Annotated in this window: 14 protein-coding genes; 5 read left to right on the top strand and 9 right to left on the bottom strand. The window is 71.6% G+C overall.

Annotated features, from left to right (window positions below; all coding sequences use genetic code 11):
* Nucleotides 1-49 precede the first annotated feature (49 nt).
* Genes OG992_RS02400 through OG992_RS02385 form a run of 4 tightly spaced genes read left to right on the top strand, consistent with a single transcriptional unit; the run spans nucleotide 50 to nucleotide 3,304 of the window.
* Complete coding sequence (locus OG992_RS02400; protein WP_266302193.1) at nucleotides 50-976, top strand: hypothetical protein; 927 nt, start codon at nucleotides 50-52, stop codon at nucleotides 974-976.
* Complete coding sequence (locus tag OG992_RS02395) at nucleotides 973-1,425, top strand: ABA4-like family protein (RefSeq protein WP_266302192.1); 453 nt, start codon at nucleotides 973-975, stop codon at nucleotides 1,423-1,425. The genes OG992_RS02400 and OG992_RS02395 overlap by 4 nt, the downstream gene beginning before the upstream one ends.
* 5 nt (nucleotides 1,426-1,430) lie before the next feature.
* Nucleotides 1,431-2,681, top strand: a complete 1,251-nt coding sequence (locus OG992_RS02390; RefSeq protein WP_266302191.1) for a sensor histidine kinase — start codon at nucleotides 1,431-1,433, stop codon at nucleotides 2,679-2,681.
* Nucleotides 2,678-3,304 carry a response regulator transcription factor gene (locus tag OG992_RS02385; protein ID WP_238682592.1) on the top strand — a complete coding sequence of 209 codons (627 nt, stop codon included), beginning with the start codon at nucleotides 2,678-2,680 and terminating at the stop codon, nucleotides 3,302-3,304. Before OG992_RS02390 ends, OG992_RS02385 begins: the two co-directional genes overlap by 4 nt.
* A gap of 3 nt (nucleotides 3,305-3,307) precedes the next feature.
* Here the strand turns inward: OG992_RS02385 and OG992_RS02380 are convergent, their stop codons facing one another.
* On the bottom strand, nucleotides 3,308-4,024 hold the full coding sequence (locus tag OG992_RS02380; protein WP_266302190.1) for a YoaK family protein: 717 nt from the start codon (nucleotides 4,022-4,024) through the stop codon (nucleotides 3,308-3,310).
* 70 nt (nucleotides 4,025-4,094) lie between these two features.
* Here OG992_RS02380 and OG992_RS02375 point away from each other — a divergent pair, with 70 nt between their 5' ends.
* Complete coding sequence (locus tag OG992_RS02375) at nucleotides 4,095-4,775, top strand: GntR family transcriptional regulator (protein WP_167457549.1); 681 nt, start codon at nucleotides 4,095-4,097, stop codon at nucleotides 4,773-4,775.
* Between the two features lie 23 nt (nucleotides 4,776-4,798).
* Here OG992_RS02375 and OG992_RS02370 read toward each other — a convergent pair whose 3' ends face one another.
* The 8 genes from OG992_RS02370 to OG992_RS02335 all read right to left on the bottom strand — a co-directional run bounded on the left by OG992_RS02370 (nucleotide 4,799) and on the right by OG992_RS02335 (nucleotide 17,587).
* Complete coding sequence (locus OG992_RS02370; protein ID WP_266302189.1) at nucleotides 4,799-6,589, bottom strand: gamma-glutamyltransferase family protein; 1,791 nt, start codon at nucleotides 6,587-6,589, stop codon at nucleotides 4,799-4,801.
* The gene (locus tag OG992_RS02365) at nucleotides 6,586-7,587 is read right to left on the bottom strand and encodes an ABC transporter ATP-binding protein (RefSeq protein ID WP_266302188.1); all 1,002 of its coding nucleotides are present in this window, start codon (nucleotides 7,585-7,587) and stop codon (nucleotides 6,586-6,588) included. The genes OG992_RS02370 and OG992_RS02365 overlap by 4 nt, the downstream gene beginning before the upstream one ends.
* Entirely contained in the window at nucleotides 7,584-8,600 is a 1,017-nt protein-coding gene (locus OG992_RS02360; protein WP_238682596.1) for an ABC transporter ATP-binding protein, read from the bottom strand. Before OG992_RS02360 ends, OG992_RS02365 begins: the two co-directional genes overlap by 4 nt.
* Nucleotides 8,597-9,484, bottom strand: coding sequence for an ABC transporter permease (locus tag OG992_RS02355; RefSeq protein ID WP_266302187.1), 888 nt, complete (start codon nucleotides 9,482-9,484; stop codon nucleotides 8,597-8,599). The genes OG992_RS02360 and OG992_RS02355 overlap by 4 nt, the downstream gene beginning before the upstream one ends.
* Nucleotides 9,481-10,437, bottom strand: coding sequence for an ABC transporter permease (locus OG992_RS02350; protein WP_091399352.1), 957 nt, complete (start codon nucleotides 10,435-10,437; stop codon nucleotides 9,481-9,483). The genes OG992_RS02355 and OG992_RS02350 overlap by 4 nt, the downstream gene beginning before the upstream one ends.
* Nucleotides 10,438-10,443: 6 nt before the next feature.
* Nucleotides 10,444-12,120: an ABC transporter substrate-binding protein gene (locus OG992_RS02345; RefSeq protein WP_266302185.1), complete on the bottom strand. Its 1,677-nt coding sequence runs from the start codon at nucleotides 12,118-12,120 to the stop codon at nucleotides 10,444-10,446.
* A 117-nt stretch (nucleotides 12,121-12,237) separates the two neighbouring features.
* Nucleotides 12,238-13,425: an MFS transporter gene (locus OG992_RS02340; RefSeq protein WP_266302184.1), complete on the bottom strand. Its 1,188-nt coding sequence runs from the start codon at nucleotides 13,423-13,425 to the stop codon at nucleotides 12,238-12,240.
* 127 nt (nucleotides 13,426-13,552) lie between these two features.
* Nucleotides 13,553-17,587, bottom strand: a complete 4,035-nt coding sequence (locus tag OG992_RS02335; protein WP_266302183.1) for a discoidin domain-containing protein — start codon at nucleotides 17,585-17,587, stop codon at nucleotides 13,553-13,555.
* Nucleotides 17,588-17,645: the final 58 nt, after the last annotated feature.

The raw sequence follows: 17,645 nt of genomic DNA, 5'->3' as shown, positions 1-17,645 counted from the left end.
GCTCGGGGTCGGACGCGATCGGCGGGCACGGCCACGAACATCTACAGACATGACTACCGATGTGCGCAGGGCGACGCGCTGGAACCGCCCACTGATGATCCTGGTATCCGTGATGGCAGTACTCGGCGTCGTCACCGTCGTCGGCATCCTCGTCGACCCGCGCGTCCTCACCGGGGCGCCGATCTGGCTCAAGCCGTTCAAGTTCGCGGTGTCGTTCGTGCTGTACGGCGCGACGCTCGCCTGGATGCTCTCCCTGCTGCCGCGACGCAGCCGGGCCGTCGAGAGGGCGGTCGTCGTCATCGTCGCGGTGGCGGTCGTCGAGAACGCGTTGATCGTCGGCCAGGTGATACGCGGACAGACCAGCCACTTCAACGACAGCACACCGCTGAACACCGCGCTGTTCGCGGCGATGGGCGCGGCGATCATGGTGCTGTTCTTCGCGCACCTCGTCATCGCGATCGTCGTGATGATCCAGCGGATTCCCGATCGGGTCGCCGCGACCGCCGTCAGGTGGGGGCTCGGCCTGTCCCTGCTGGGCATGCTCGCGGCAGTGCCGATGGCGCTGCCGACGCAGGACCCGGGGATCGAGGGAATCACTGGGGCGCACAGCGTCGGCGTGCCCGACGGTGGACCGGGGTTGCCGATCGTGGGCTGGAGCACCACCGGCGGTGACCTGCGGATCGGGCACTTCGTGGGGCTGCACGCCCTCCAGGCGTTGCCGATCCTGGCGATCCTGCTGAGCCGGTTCGCGACGCGGTTGGGCGAGCGCACCCGCGCCCGGCTGCTGGTCGTCGCGGGCAGCGCGTACGGCGTACTCACCGTGCTGTTGACCTGGCAAGCCCTGCGCGAGCAGCCGCTGCTGCGGCCGGACGCCGTCACGCTCGCCGCGGTCGCGGCCCTGGTGGTCGCGACGGCGACCGCGACCGGCCTGGTGCTGGCCCGCCGACGTCGCCCGGAACTGGCGCTGGCCGCGTGACCGCGACGCTCTTCTCCCTGACGTTCGCGGTGGCAGCGCCGTTCTGGGCGCTGATGATCCTGCTGCCGCGCTGGTCGTGGACCGCCCGGATCATCGCCTCGCCGCTGATCGTGCTGCCGGTCGTGGTGATCTACGCGCTGCTGGTGCTCCCGGCGTTCGGAGAGGTGCTGCCGGCCGTGGCGTCGCCGACCCTGGCCGGGGTGCGCGACCTGCTCGGCACCTCCAACGGGGCCGCGGCGGGTTGGGCGCACATGATCGCGTTCGACCTGTTCGTCGGGCGGTGGGCGTGGTTGGACAGCCGCGAACGGGGGGTGCCGGCGCTGGTGATGGCTCCGGTGCTGGTGCTGACCATCCTGCTCGGACCGCTCGGCCTGGCCGCGTACCTCGCGGTCCGGATCCGGTGGCGGCGGCCGACGGCCGCCGCCACCGGCCCGCAGCACCTAGGCTGACCACCGTGAGCTGGCCGGGGCGACTGTTCGACATGCGGGACTCGCTCGTGCGGATGCTACTGCTCGATCTCAGTGGGCTGTGCTACCTGCTCTTCGTTCCGCGCTCGACCAGCACGCCCACGACGACACAGTGGATCCTCGCGGTCCTCGCGTTCACAGTGGCGCTGGCGGCGCACCGTCGGCCGGTGGTCAACCTGGTGGCACAGGCCACCCTGCTGACGGTCGCGATCGGCCTGGTCGACGACTTCACCATCAACCAGGTCGGCGCGAGTTGGGCCCTGCTCGAGATCACCATGCGAGCGCGCCGCCCCCGGACCATCTGGCTGTCCACCGCGCTGCTGGTCGTGGTCGACCTGACCGACTCGGTCGGCGACCCGGTCGGCCAGGTCGCCTCGGGCGTCGTCGGCCTGGCCCTGGAGGTCGGTGTGCCGGTGCTGCTCGGCCTCGTCATCCGCACCAACCGGGAGCTGAGTCGGCAGGCCGTGGAGCGGGCCGTGGCCGAGCAACGCCAGCACGAGTCGGAGAGCCGTGCGGCCCGCGCCGACGAACGCGGCGCCATCGCCCGCGAGCTGCACGACGTCGTCGCGCACCACGTGGCGTCGATGGTCCTGCGGGTCGGCGTGGCCCGGCACGTGCTCACCGACCTGGACCCCCGGGTGGGCGAGGTCTTCGACGACGTGCACGGCACCGGCACCGCGGCCCTCACGGAGTTGCGCCGGCTGGTAGCGGTGCTGCGCAACCCCGACGGGGTACGCGGCGACGCGGCGTTGACCGCTATCGAACCGTCAGCACTGCCGGCGGCGATCGGCGCGTCCATCGACCGGGCCCGGCAGGCGGGTGTCACTGTGGAGGCCGATCTCGACCCGGCTATCGGTTCACTCGACGCGGTACGCGGCATGGCGGTGCTGCGACTGACCCAGGAGGCGCTGACAAACGTGGCCAAACACGCGGGGGCGTCCGCGCTCGCGCACCTCGTGGTCGCTGTCCGGGACGGCTGCGTGCACTGGGAGGTCACCGACAACGGACGCGGCGGGCTGCCGGCGGGCGTGCCGGCCGGTGGCGGGCACGGCATCACCGGAATGCGGGAACGCGTCGAGGTCCTCGGCGGCCGGCTGGAGGCGGGCCCGACCGGCGCCGGGTGGCGGGTGCGTACCGTCCTTCCGGCCGTGGCCGCCGCACCAGCCGACGCGCCGGTCGGGTCGGTGCCCCGCGAGCGGGAGGCCCCGGCCGGGTCGCCCGCGCCGGAGCCGGCGTGATCCGGGTGCTGCTGGTCGACGACCAGCACCTCATCCGGGCCGGGCTGCGCATGCTCTGCGAGGCCCAACCCGACATCGAGGTCGTCGGTGAGGCCGACAACGGCCGTGAGGCGATCCCGCTGGCCGGGCGGCTCCTCCCCGACGTCGTCGTCATGGACCTGCGGATGCCCGGTGTCGACGGGATCACGGCCACCAGCCGGATCCTCGCCGAACGCCCCGCCACCCGCGTCCTGGTGCTGACCACGTTCGGCGACGACGACCACCTCTACCCCGCGCTGACCGCCGGAGCGTGCGGGTTCCTGCTCAAGGACGCGCCCCCGACCGAGCTGCTGGACGGCATCCGACGGGCCGCCGTCGGCGACAGCCCGTTCAGCCCGGAGGTGCTGCGCCGCCTCGTGCAGCGCGCGGTGCGCGCCCGCCCCGGGTCGCCGCCGGCCCTGCCGGGCCTGACCGCCCGGGAACGTGACGTGCTCAACCTGGTCGCCGAGGGCCTGTCCAACACCGAGATCGCCGACCAGCTCCACATCGGTGTCACCACCGTCAAGACCCACATCACCAGCCTGATGACGAAGACCGACAGCCCCAACCGGGTACGGCTGGCCCTGTTCGCTCGCGGCGTCTGACGCTCAGGCCCGCATCCGCGCGGACACGGCGATGACGAGCACCAGCGGCACGATCAGCAGGGCCGGGGCGACGACAGGCAGGTGCAGGGCGACCAGGGCGCCGACCGCCGCGCCGACCATGAGGGCCAGCAGCACCTGGACCTTGGGACGCAGGCTGGCCCACGGGCTGCGCGCGGCGACCCCGGCGATCAGGCTGGTGAGCGTGCCGGTCAGGTACGTGGAGGACAGGCCGGACACGCCGAAGCGCTGGATGGCACTGCTCTGCACGCCCAGGGCGACCGCGGACAGCATCAGTAGCGCCAGGTGGACACCCGCGTCGGGCGTGTGCAGGGTGATCTCCCAGACGACGGCGAACACGACGAACACCGACAGCTCCAGGACCAGCGCCCAGGTGACTCGCCGGGGCCAGACCGGATCGTCGGGCTGTGCCGAGCCGACGACGCGGGCGCCCGCGAGGACACCGACGATGAAGCTGACGATGGCGCAGCCCGACGTCAGCGCCAGGTCGGCTTCACCCCGGCCGGCCGAGAGCCCGAGCAGGACCATGTTGCCGGTCATCACGCTGGCGAAGGCACCGCCGAGGGCGAGGAAACCGAGAGCGTCGGCGCTCCCGGTGAGGAAGGTGAGGACGACGACGAGCGCCTGCCGTCGCCGCAGCAGGCGCTCGTCTCGGCGCGGGGCGACGCGAGGGTGGGTGACGCGGGGCGCTGTGCTCGACACTGTCGGCCACCTTCCAGTAATTGTTCTTCGTATACACTTTGTCCGGACACGTTCACGGAGAGGCGACCAGGTGGCTGAAGACCTACGGGACAAGCTCGGCGCGCAGCACCTGCCGCTACGCGATCAGGTCCTCGCCGCGCTGCGGACCGCCATCATCGACGGCGACTACCTGCCCGGGGAACGGCTGACCGAGGACCGGCTCGCCGAGGACTTCGGCGTCTCCCGCAACCCCGTCCGGGAGGCACTGCGCGTCGCCGAGGCGGAGGGGTTCGTCGTGATCCTCCCCCGCCGGGGAGCCGTAGTCGCCTCACCGAGCAGCGGGACCATCACCGACATGTTCGCCGTGCGACAGCGCCTGGAGACGCTGGCCGCCCGGCTGGCCGCCGAGCGGGCCACAGCGGCCGACGTGGCGTCCCTGCGTGCCCTGCTCGACCAGGGCCGCGAGGCGACGCAGCGCCACGACCTGGCCCGGGTCGCCGAACTGAACAGCACGCTGCACCTGCGCATCCTCCAGATCAGCGGAAACCCCTGGCTGTCGTCGATCGCCAAGTCGCTCTACCTCCATGTCCAGTGGGTCTTCCGGCTCGGGGCGGCCGAACGCGCGCCACACTCGTGGGCCGAGCACATCCAACTCGTCGACGCCATCGAGTCGGGCGACGGTGACCGCGCCGAGCGGGCCGCGCTCGACCACCTCGACGCGGCATCCGCAGCGGCCTACGAGAACGCCGAAGGCGGCTACGGCGCCCGCTGACGGGCGCGCGGCCATGGCGCCAGCTACCGGCCGCACGCGTAGCCCTGCATCCCCCGGGGGTTCGCACCGGCCGCCAGCACTCCCGTCACCGGGTCACGGGTCACCGCGCAGAGCCGACCGAGGCTCCACCCGTCGGTGACCCGCACCTCGTGCCCGTACGCCCGCAGGGCCTCCAGCACACCCTCGTCGAGCCGGTCCTCCACCACCAGGACACCGGGCTCCATGTCGCGGGGATAGAACGACCCCGGCAGGCTGACCGTGTGCCACGCCGGCGCGTCGATGGCCTCCTGAAGGCTCTTCCCACCGACGAGGTGCCGCAGCAGGAACGGCAACTGCCACTGGTCCTGCTGGTCGCCACCGGGGGTGCCGCAGGCCAGCACCGGCTGACCGTCACGGTGCACCATCGTCGGGCTCAACGTCGTACGCGGGCGGCGGCCCGGCGCCAGTGACGAGGCGAGCCCCTCCTCCAGCCAGAACATCTGCAACCTGCTGCCCAGCGGGAAGCCCAGCTCCGGAATCGTCGGGGAACTCTGCAACCAGCCGCCGCTGGGCGTAGCGGAGATCATGTTGCCCCAGCGGTCGACCACGTCCACGTGACAGGTGTCGCCCCGGGTCACCCCGTCCGACTGCACCGTCGGCTCTCCCGTGGTGGCATCCGTCGGCCCGGTACGCCGCCCGGCGCCCTGTTGAACGTGGGCGGGCAGGCGCGGCTGCGCCCCGTCCGGACGCCCCGGCCGCAACTCCGTCGACGCGCGATCGCCGATCAGGGCGGCCCGCTCCCGCGCGTACTGCGGCGAGAGCAGCGCCTTGGCGGGCACGTCGGCCCCGTCGCCGTACCAGGCCTCCCGGTCGGCGAAGGCGAGCTTGAGCGCCTCGACCTGGGCGTGGATGCCCGCCGCGGTCGTCGGGTCGTACGCGCCCGCGTCGTCGAGCGCGTCAACGGTGGCCAGGGACTCCAGCAGCACCGGGCCCTGACCCCAGAAACCGGTCTTCGCCACCGAGTAGCCGTGCCAGTCGAGGGTGGCGGGCGACTCCCAGCTCGCCGAGTACGCGGCCAGGTCGTCGCCGGTGACCAGCCCGGCGTGCGGGCGGCCACTGGAGTCCTGGAACGGTAGCCGGCTGAACGCGTCGATCGCCTCGGCGACGAAACCGGTGCTCCAGGCCCGGCGCGCGGCCTCAATCTGGGCCTCCCGGTCGACGCCGGCCGCCCGTCCCGCCTCGACGAGCCGGCGCAGGGTGTCCGCGTACGCCGGGTTGGTGACCAACTCCCCCGCGGCCGGTGGTCGGCCGCCGCGCAGCCAGAGCGCGGCGGAGGTGGGCCAGTGTTCCTCGAACAACGACCGGACGGCCGCCACCGTGTCACCGACCCGGGCCACCAGCGGGTGTCCGGCGCCGGCGTAGCCGATCGCCGGCTCCAGCACCTCGGCGAGGGTGAGCGTGCCGTGCTCGCGCAGCAGCAGGAGCCAGGCGTCCACCGCGCCGGGTACGGCCGCCGCGAGCGGCCCGGCGCCCGGGATGAGGTCCATCCCGAGGGACCGGAAGTGCGCGATGGTGGCGCCGGCTGGCGCCGGCCCCTGCCCGCACAGCACCTTCGGTCGGGGATCCCGTGCGGTGGCCACGATGGCCGGCACCTCGCCGCCCGGCCCGTTCAGGTGCGGCTCGACGACGTGCAGGACGAAGCCGGCGGTGACCGCCGCGTCGAAGGCGTTGCCCCCGCGTTCCAGGATGCCCATCGCCGACTGGCTGGCCAGCCAGTGGGTGGAGGACACCATGCCGAAGGTGCCCTGCAACGTGGGTCGGGTGGTGAACGTCATGACAACACCTCACTGGGATCTGCGGTACGAACGTCGGGACCGGTGCCGTCCGGCCGGACCAGGTGGCACGCGGCCATGCCGTCGCCGACGGCGGTCTGCGCCGGCACCTCCGTCGCGCACCTGTCGAAGGCGAGCGGGCACCGGGTCCGGAACCGGCAGCCGGACGGTGGGTCGAGCGCGGACGGCAGGTCGTCGCCGAGCAGCACCGGTTGACGGAGGCGCTGACGCACCGGGTCGGCCACCGGCGCGGCGGAGAGCAGCGCCTGCGTGTACGGGTGGGCGGGCCGGGCGAAGATCCGCTCGCGGCTACCGGTCTCGACGAGCTGACCCAGGTACATGACAGCGATGTCGTCGGCCAGGTACTCGACAGCGGAGAGGTCGTGGGTGATGAAGAGACAGGCGAACCCGATGTCGCGTTGCAGGTCGGCGAGGAGGTTGAGCACCGACGCCTGCACCGACACGTCGAGCGCGCTGGTGGGTTCGTCAGCGATGAGCAGCATGGGCTCGGAGATCAGGGCCCGCGCGATGCTGACCCGTTGGCGTTGCCCGCCGGACAGCTCGTGGGGATAGCGGCGGGCCACCTCGGCGCGCAGGCCCACCCGTTCGAGTTGGGGGGCGACGCGCGCATCCCGCTCGCGCCGGGAGATCCGCTTGCCGGCCAGCCGCAGCGGCTCGGCCACGATCTCGCCCACCAGCATCCGCGGGTCCAGTGACGCGGCCGGGTCCTGGAAGACGATCGACACCGCGCCGCGATGGGGACGCAGTCGCCGTCGGGACAGGTGGGTGACGTCAGTGCCGGCGATCCGGACAGTTCCCGCTGTCGGTTCGACGAGCCGCACCACGCATCGGCCCACTGTCGACTTCCCGGAACCGCTCTCCCCCACCAGGGCCGTGACCCGGCCCCGCAGGATGGTCAGGGACACCCCGTCCACGGCACGCACCGGGCCGAAGTGCATCACCAGGTCCGCGATCTCCAGGGCGTTCGGCTGCGGCGTCATCGGTTCGCCTCCTGAACTGCCGTCGGTGCCGTTGTGCAGGGGTGCCAACAGGCCGCGAGATGGTCGGTGCCACCGACATCCTCCAACGGCGGGGCGGCCGCCCGGCACTGCTCGTCGGCGGCAGGGCAGCGATCCGCGAAGGTGCAGGCGTCGGGTTGGCTGGCCAGGACGGGCACCAGCCCGGGGATCTCGGTCAACCGGTCGGTGCCGGCGTGCCGGCCCGGCTGCGGTGACGCCGACAGGAGCCCGGCCGTGTACCGGTGCCGGGGATGGGCGAACAGGTCGTCCACCGGCGCCCGTTCCACCACCCGGCCCGCGTACATGACGACGACGCGGTCCGCGATGTCGGCGATCACGCCGAGGTCGTGGGTGATGATGAGGACGCTCGTGCCGAGCCGGTCGCGCAGGTCCCGCAGCACCTGGAGGATGCCGGCCTGGACGGTGACGTCCAGCGCGGTGGTCGGCTCGTCGGCCACCAGCACCTTCGGGCCGCAGGCCACCGCCATCGCGATCATCACGCGCTGGCGCATGCCGCCGGAGAGTTGGTGCGGATAGTTGTCGACCCGCTGGGCGGCGGACGGGATCCCGACGAGCGTCAACAGCTCGACGGCGCGGGCCCGCGCCGCCCGTCGGGACATCCGTTCGTGGACCTGGAGCACCTCGCCGATCTGCCGTCCGACGGTGAGCACCGGGTTCAACGACGTCATCGGTTCCTGGAAGATGTAGGCGATCTCCCGGCCACGGACGCGACGCAGGGCCGACTCGCGGGCCCCGACCAGCTGGGTGCCGTCCAGGCGCACCGATCCGCTGACCCGGGCGCTGCCGGGTAGCAGCCCGGCGAGGCTCATCGCGGTGACGCTCTTTCCGCACCCCGACTCGCCCACCATTCCAACGATCTCCCCGGCCGCGAGGTCCAGGCTGACTCCGTCGACCGCCGAGACGGTGCCGGTCTCGGTCGGGAACGACACCGACAGGTCGCGGATCTCCAGCACGGGCGCGGAGGCGGTGGTCATCGCCGGTCTCCCTTCGGGTCGAGGGCGTCGCGCAGGGCGTCACCGAAGACGTTGAACGCCAGCGCCAGACCCATGATCACCACGCCGGGGAAGACGGCGGCCCACGGTGCGCGGGCGGCGAACTGCTGGGCGGTGGCCAGCATGGTGCCGAGACTGGGCGACGGGGGCTGGATGCCGAGGCCGAGGAAGGACAGCACCGCCTCGCCGAGGATCGCGGCCGGGATGGCGACAGTGGCCTGCACCAGGATCACCGAGGTCGCGTTCGGCAGGATGTGCCGGGCGAGCACCCACAGGTCGCTCGCGCCGTCCACGACGGCCGCCGCGACGAAGTCCAGCGACTTGAGGCGCAGCGTGTCCGAGCGGACGACCCTGATCACCCCGGGGATCTGGGCGATGCCGATGGCCACCGCGGCGTTGCCGAGGCTGGCACCGCGGATGGCCGCCAACCCCACCGCCATGATCAGAAACGGAAACGCCAGCAGCAGGTCGGTGAAGCGCGAGATCACCGCGTCCCAGGCCCGGAAGTAGCCGGCGGCGAGCCCGAGCGGCACCCCGATGACCAGCGACGTGGCCACCGCCAGGAGCCCTACCTGCAACGAGGCCCGTGCGCCGAGCATGATGCGGGAGAGGACGTCCCGGCCGAGGTCGTCGGTGCCCAGCAGGTGCCCGGCGGTGCCGGGAGGGGCGAACGTACGGGCGAAGTCGGTCTGGTCGACCGAGTAGGGCGCGAGCCAGGGCGACAGCAGCGCGATGACACCCGCCAGCGCGAGCACGACGAAGCTCACCACGGCGAGCGGGTTGCGCCGCAGCCGCCGCAGCACCCGGGTACGCCGGGTGATATCGGCGGTGCCGGTCTCCGCCATCGGTACGGTGAGGACGGTCATGCCGGATCTCCCGTCACCCGGATGCGTGGATCGATGACCGAGTAGAGCAGGTCCACGAAGAAGTTGATCACGATGTAGGCCGCCGCGGTGAGCAGGACGACGGCCTGGATCACCGGGTAGTCCCGCTGGAACACCGCGTCGATGGTCATCTTGCCGAAGCCCGGCAGCCCGAAGATCTGTTCGGTGACGACAGCGCCCGAGATCAGCCCGCCGAGTTGGAGACCCACGACGGTCACCACCACGATGAGGCTGTTCCGCAGGGCGTGCCGGGTGATGACGGCGCGCGGTCGCAGGCCCTTGGCCTTCGCCGTCCGGACGTAGTCGGAGGAGAGCGAGTCCAGCATCGCCGAGCGGGTCTGCCGCATGATGATGGCGGCCAGGCCGGTGCCGAGGATCACCGCCGGCAGGACGATGTGGTGCAGGTTGTCCACCGGGTCCTCCAGGATCGGCACGAAGCCGGAGGCGGGGAAGAGCCCGGTCGCCACGGACAGGTAGAGGATCGCCAGCAGCCCGAGCCAGAAGTGCGGCACGGACAGGCCGATCAGGGCCAGACCGTTGGCGAGCCACTCCGCCGGACGTCCACGACGGACGGCCGCGAGCACCCCGGCGCCGACGCCGAGCGCCGCCGCGATGAGGATCGCCAGGACGGACAGCTCGACGGTCACCGGCAGGGCTGTCGTGAGCATCGAGGAGACCGGGGTGCCGGTGCGGATCGACACCCCGAAGTCGCCCTGCGCCATGCGCTCCACGTACTGGGCGAACTGCACCGGCAGCGGCTGGTCCAGCCCGTAGTGCCGACGGATGGCCTCCAGGGCCTCCGGCGACCGGTCCTCCCCGGCCAGGGCGAGGGCCGGGTCGCCGGGGAGCGCCCGTACGCCGACGAAGACCACGATCGTCGACAACAGCAGGGTCAGCGCCGACTGCCAGGCGCGGGTGAGCAGGTATCGGGCCACGACGGCCTACTTGCCGAAGCCGGCGAAGGCGGCCCGGATAACGCCGTCCGGGTAGACCTGGAGGCCCTGGATCTGCTTGCTGACGGCGGTCAGGTTGCGCTGCCGGTAGAGGTAGATCAGGGCGTCGTCCTGCTGGAGCAGTGCGACCGCCTGCCCGTACAGCTTCCTGCGCTCCTCGACGTCACCGGCCTGGCGGGCCTGGGTCAGCACTGTGTCGAGCTGCGGGTTGCTGTAGCCGGCGACGTTCTGGCTGGCGCCGGTGCCGACGAAGTTCGTGATGTTGGCGTCCGGGTCGATCCGGCCGCTCCACCCCAGTTGCAGCAGCTCGAAGTTGCCGCGGTCCTGCTCGTCGAGGAGCGACGAGTACTCCACCGGGTTGATCTTCAGGTCGAATCCGCCGTCCTTGACCATGGACTGCAACGCCTGCGCGAGACGCAGCGTGTCAGGGGTGTTCGAGGCGAGCATCGTGACCGTGTACGGCGTCCGCACGCCGGCTTCGGCCAGCAACTGCTTGGCCTTGGCGGGGTCGTGCGCCGGGCAGGTCTGCGCCTCGGGGGACGAGAACGTGCTCGCCGGCGAGATCGGGGAGCAGGCGGCGGCGTGCAGACCGTTGAAGACCGCGTCGACGAGGGCCTTGCGGTCGATGGCGTGCTCGAAGGCCTGTCGCACCTTGGCGTTCTGGGCGAGGGGGCGGTTGATGGGCTTGGCTGCGGTGCCGACGCCGTCGACGTTGCCGACGTTGATGGTCAGGCCCTGGTAGCCGAGGGACTGCGACTGGAGGACGGAGACCGCCGCGTCCTGCCGGAGCGAGGCGACGTCCTGGGTGGAGACCGAGTCGGCGACCTGCGCGTCACCGGAGCGCAGGTTGGCGGCGCGGATGCTGGCGTCGGTGAGGATCCGCCACGAGATGCCGTCCAGGTGCACCTTGCTCGCGTCGTAGTAGTTGGGGTCCCGCACCACCTCGATGGAGTTCTGCGGCACCCGCTTCGCGAACTTGAAGGGGCCGACGCAGACCGGCGCCGAGGCGAAGTCGTCGCCCTTGGTCCGCAGCGCCTGCGCACTCATGATCATGCCGGCCCGGTCGGCGAGGGCCCCAAGCAGTGGTGCGAACGGCTGCTTCAGCCGCAGGACGACTGTCTGCGCGTCAGGGGTGTCGACGCCGTCGATGGGGCCAAGTTCGCTCTTGCGCGCCGACCGGGCGTTGGTGAGGTGGCGTTGCAGGGTGGCCTTCACCGCGGCCGAGTCGAACGCCGTGCCGTCCGCGAAGCGCACGCCGGGCCGCAGCGGAATGGTCACCGTCCGGCCGTCGCCGCTCGTGGTGGGCAGGGCAGTCGCGAGCTGCGGTACGACCTGCGCCTGCTCGTTGACGTCGTAGAGCTTCTGGCACATCGCCTGGAAGACGTAGCGGGAGTAGAGGCTTCTCGACAGCGTCGGGTCCAGCGCGTCGGGCTCGGCGGAGAGGGCGATGACCAGCTTGCCGCCCTGCTTGACGGCGGCGGGGTCGGCGGGCGTACCGAAGGAATCCTGGCCTGCCGCCTGGTCGCCGCCGGACTGGTCGCCGCCTTCGTTGTTCGACACCGGTGAGCAGGCGACGACAGTGCAGACGACGGCGGCCGCCGCCACGGCGGCCCGGAGCACCCGGCTGCGGGGCGGGTTCGTGTCGCGGACGGAGAGGTTCGTCATGGAGAGCTCCTCAGGTGGGCGATTCGGGGAGCGTATGTTGTATACGATGACCGCCGCAAGACCTCCGTGAATGGCCCGCCAGGCACGCCGGTTGCCCTGAACTGGCCGCGCCGGTGATCAGCCCGCGGGCCGTGTCCGGCCGCCCCGGACCAGGCTGAGCAGGACGACCAGCGCGAGCACCGCCACCACCGCGCTGAAGACCTCGCCGGCCGGGCGCAGGCCGATCGTCTGGATCAGCAGACCGACCCCGACCGCTGGCACACCGAGCATGGCGAACAGGATGGCGAAGAAGGTCGACACCGCCTCGGCCCGGTGCTGCGGTTCGGTCTTCATCGTGATCGTCGCGATGCCGTCGCCGACCGCCACCCCGGACGCGACACCGGTGATCGCCGCGCTGACGATGAGCGTCGCCAGCAACGCCATCCACATGCTGAACGCGAGCAGGCCCGCCCCCACGACGAGGCCGGCGCAGGCGCTGGCCAGCGCGGCGCGCGAGGACAGCACGCGGGTCAGCAGTTGACCGAACGCGGCGCCGGTGAACGCCACGAAGACCACCAGCGCGGCAAGGGTGTGCGAGGTCTCGTGCAGGACCATGCCGAGGAACAGCCCACTCACCGACGTGAGCACCCCGAGGGCGGCGAAGCCCGCGCCGGCGGTGAGCGCCGAGCGGACGAAGGCCCCGCGGATGGTCGCCGGCACGTGCAACCGCTGCACCCGCAAAGTCACCGGCGAACGTTCCCGGACCGTCTCCGGCACCCCCCGCAGCGCGATGATCGCGATCACCGCCAGGATCAGCACGATCACCCAGGGCAGCCGGAGTGGATCGGGTGCCACGTCCGACACGATCCCGGACAGCAGGGTGCCGGCGGCCAGGCCGCCCAGGTTCGCGAAGATCGACACGGTGGCGGCCCGCTTCGGGTGCCGAGGGTCGATCAGCTCCGCCAACGCCGCGGTCGCGGCACCGATGATCAGCGCGGCGGACAGCCCGGCGAGGATCCGACCCACGATGATCATCGCCAGGTCCACGGCGGCCAGGAACACGGCGTCGGCGGCGACCGAGAGCAGCAGCGCGATGAGGATGACCGGACGTCGGCCGATCTGGTCGGAGAGCCGACCGAAGACCAGCAACCCGACGACGACTCCCAGCGCGTACAGTGCGTAGACCACTGTCACTGTCAACGACGAGAAGCCGAACTCCAGCTCGTAGAGCGGGTAGAGCGGCGTCGGCACCGTGGTGCCCACGAGCGTGATCCAGAACGCGAACGCGACCCGTACCGCGCCGGACGTGGAACCGGACCGTGTCACACGTACAGCATGGGTATCGGTCCCGAGCCGAGGTGCGGTAACGGATCTAAACGCCCGCATCAGGTGGCAGCGCACGGGTCCACGGTGGGAAGCGGAGCCGCACAGCGCCGCCTCCCACCGCGTACTCCTAGGAGTTGTACGCCTGCGCGGTCACCGTGACCTGGCGGGCGAGGCCCGACCGCGCCGGCCAGGAGATGCGCACCTCGCGACTCTCCCCCGGCAGGAGCCAGAAGTAGTTGTCGTCGTAGCGGGCCGGCAGGACCCGCTCACCGCGCTGGTCGCGTACGGCGAGCCGCACCAACGCGGCGACCGTACGGCCCTGGTTGCGGACCGTCGTGGTGACGGTGTTGCGCCGGTCCACGACGCGTACGGTGCTCGACGACGTCGACAGTCGGGTGCTCGGCACGTCGTTGAGCGCCCGCAACTGCTCGGCCTTGTCGTAACGCCAGTAGGTGTTCTCCGTGAGCAGCCGGTCGCGGCTGTCCCGCAACTCCAGTCGCACGAGGTGCAGTCCGCCGCCGTCCGGCGCGGCGAGCGGGAAGACCGCCGTGGTGGCCGAGCGGGCCACGTCCACCCGCTGACGCTGGGCCGAACCCAACGACCGGCCGTTCAGGTCGTACCGTCGGGCGCTCACAGTGACTCCGCTGAGCGGGGCGGCAGTGTGGTTGACCACCCGGACCTGCCAGGTACCCGGGTCGGCCTGGACGTGGACCGGCTCGCATCCCTTGCGGGCGCCGTAGTAGGCGCCGTTCACGTCGAGGTCGTAGTCGTAGGTCTGCCAGACCGTGCTGTGCCACGCCGGGTGCGACATCCACAGCAGCAGACCGGTGGCGTCCTGCCACAGGTTGGCGTTCCACGCCTCGAACATGGCGCGGTGGCTCTCGTAGTTGACGAACTGCGCCCGGGTGGCGAACTCGTCGAGCGACTCGGACTCACCGAGCCGCGCGTCGATCGCCGCCTGGTACGTGCCGACGCGCTGGTTACCGATGGTCGACCAGTCGTGGTAGTTCCACACCTCACCGATCGGCCACTCCGGCGCGTCACCGACGAGGTTGCGCATGCTCTCGGTCACCGACACCACTGGCATGCCGATCTCGGTGTGGAAGCCGAACGAGTCCGCCTCGTAGATCGTCTTGTCGGTGTAGGTCGTCGGGTCGACCCAGCCGTAGGGCCCCCGCCCGCTCACGATGCCGCTGGCGGAGTTCGGGATGTAGAGGATCTCCGGGTGCTCGGTGGCGACGGCCTGCTTGAGCCCGGCGTCGACGATCGGCGGCGGGTCCCCCTCGTTCGCGCCGCACCAGACGACGATGCTCGGGTGGTGGCGGAACCGCCGGATGGTGTCGGCGGCGATGTCGACGTAGCCGGGCGGGTTGGGCAGGAACGCCCCGGCCTGCCAGAAGTCGTTCCACACCAGGATGCCCTGCTCGTCGCAGGCCTGGTAGAGCTCCTCCCGGTTGCTACTGCCGAGCCAGTTGCGGATCATCGTGAAGTTCATGTCGCGGTGCATCTCGACCGTGTCGGCCAGCCGGTCGGGCAGCACCCGACGCAGCAGTTCGTCCCAGCCCCAGTTGCCGCCCCGGGCGAACACCGGCACACCGTTCACAGTGATCTTCAGCTCGGTGATCTTGTTGCTGACCGCCTTGACGTCGGTCCAGCGCTGCCCGTCGTCGGAGACCTGAATGACGAAGTCGCGGGCGTACGCCTGCTCCCAGACGATTGTCACCTGGTCGAAGCTGACCGGAGCGCCGAGGTCCACCTGGATCCACTGGTTGTCCTCGAAGGTCGACGACCACCGGGTGCGGGGGTTGCCGTCGACGGCCCGGTCGGGGCCGTTCGAGTCGCCGTCGGACGACGACGCGGTCGCCGTCCGGCGCAGGGCCAGGTCGACGTCCGGCTCGGCCTGCCGCCGCACCGAGAGCGCCCACATGGACACGCCCCACGAGGTCACCCGCGCGCCGGTCTGGATGCGCAGGTGCTGCGCCGTCTGACTGGCGAACGTCTCGACCTGGGTGGCCCGACTGCCCAGCGGGGTGTCGTTGCTGACCGACGTCACGTCGTTCCAGGCGTCCCCGTCGACGGAGGCCTGCACGCGGTAGTCCAGCGCGTACGCCTGCTCCCACACGATGGTGACCCGGTCGAAGTCCACCGCCGCGCCGAGGTCGACCTGGATCCACTGGTCGTCCTCGGCCTGCGAGGCCCAGCGGGTCGCCGCGTCGCCGTCGACGGCCTTGCCGGGCCCGTTGCCGTCGTTCTCCGAGGACGACGCGGTGGCGTCGCGGCGCAGGGCGAGATCCGGACCGGTGCCGTCGGCCACCGACAACGAGAACATCGAGATGCCCCAGCCGGTGGCGCGCTGGCCGGCCTGGATGCGCACGTGCCGGGCGTGCTGCCTGTCGAACGTGACCGTCTGGGTCGCCGCGCCGTCGACGAACTCCAGCGCGGGTTTGCCGGGGGGCGAGATGACGATCGGCTGGTGCCAGTCGTAGGCGAACTCGCGGACACCGAAGCGGAGCGCACGCCGGTCGCTGACCGCGCGCTTGACGGTGGCGGTGAGCGTGAGGTCGTACAGGTGGGGGTCGCCGTAGCCGTTGGGCCACCAGAGCCGGGGGTTGCGCAGCCGCAGCGCGCGGGAACGCTCCGGCGTGAAGGTGACAGTGGTGCTCCCGCCGGCGGGGACGGTCACTGTCGACTCGACGCGTACCTTGTCGAACTCCGCGCGGACGGTGACAGTGGTGGCGCTGGCCGCCGCGTTGCGGACCGGGACCCGGATGGTGACCTCGGCGGTGTCGGTGCCGGGAAGGTCGGGCAGCGTGGTCTGTACGTGCGGGTCGCCGATGACCACGGCGCCGGTGCTGCGCAGGCGGACGTGGTCCCAGAGGCCGGTGACCCGGTCACGGACGGCCGGCATCCAGTCCCACCCGGACACCGCCAGGTAGGTCGGCGCGTCAAGGTAGTGGTGGGCCGACTGGAGGAAGGTACGACCGTCGGGGCCCTTGTCGCCGGGGGTGCCCGGGTGCGGCATCGGGGTGACCCGGACGGCGAGGACGTGCTCGCCACGGTGACCGGCCAACGCGTCGGTGATGTCGAAGGCAGCCCGCGCGAACGGGTGCTTGACGCTGCCGACCCGCATGCCGTTGACCCAGGCCGTCGCCTCGTGGTTGATCCCGTCGAACTCCAGCCAGATCCGTCGGCCGGCCGAGGTGTCCAGGTCACGCGGCAGCCGCAGCGCGCGCCGGTACCACCAGGTGTGCCGGGACAGCGCCTCCGGGATGCGCATGTTGTTGAAGCCGGCCACCGGGTCGGGCAGGTGTCCCTGCTCGACCAGTGTGCCCAGCACGGTGCCGGGTACCGTCGCCGGCAGCCAGGACCGGACGTCGACGCCGGCACGGGAGAGTTCGGCGCCGTCGGCGGTGCCGGCGAAGTCGTCCATCGTCAGCGACCAGCCCGACTCCAGCGGCACCGTGCCGTCGGCGGCGACCCGCAGCTCGGGTGCCGGGCCGGTGTTGCCGCCCTCCCAACTGGTCCAGCCCTCGGCCTTCGGCCGGCCGGCGAGCGGCACGCCGTAGACCTGGAAGCCGTTGAGGCCCACCGGGTTGCTGTTGGAGCGCTTCGTGGCGGTCATCCGGATCCACCGGGCGGTGACCGGCTCGGGCAGCTTGATGGTCTGTGCCCCGCCTTGGCCCTCGCTGGTCTCGTACACCGACCGCCAGGCACTGCCGTCGGTGGAGACCTCGATCCGGTACGCCGTCGCGGCGCTGGAGAGGATCTCGTCACCGTCGGTGTCGGTGTAGTTGCCGTCGAACGGCCCGTCGGTGAGCGTGGCCTCGAAGACCAGGGAGACGGCCTCGATCCGGCACGGCGCCTGCAGGTCCACTGAGATCCACTGTGGATCGCCGACGGCGGCACGCCATCCACTCCCCCGGACGCCGACCTGCGGCAGGCCGTCCACGGCGAAGGCGGCCGGCGTCGGCGCGTAGTCGGTCGAGGAGACCGTCACCGGGCGGTACCGGGCCAGGTCGGTGACGGTCGGGGTGGCGGTCGGCGTCGGCCCGGCGGCGGACGCGAGGGCGTCCGGGAGGGCCGCGGTCACCCCGACCGACGCCAGCAGCGTCGCGCCGGCGGAGAGGAAGGTACGCCGGGAAATCGGCGATGGGTCGGACATCTTGCCTCCAGACATGACAACGTTGTCAGATGGCGGGGGTCTGTGACAACGTTGTCAG

This window comes from Micromonospora sp. NBC_00362 (assembly GCF_026342155.1).
Classification (GTDB): domain Bacteria; phylum Actinomycetota; class Actinomycetes; order Mycobacteriales; family Micromonosporaceae; genus Micromonospora; species Micromonospora hortensis.
This window is presented reverse-complemented; position numbering and strand designations above follow the sequence as displayed.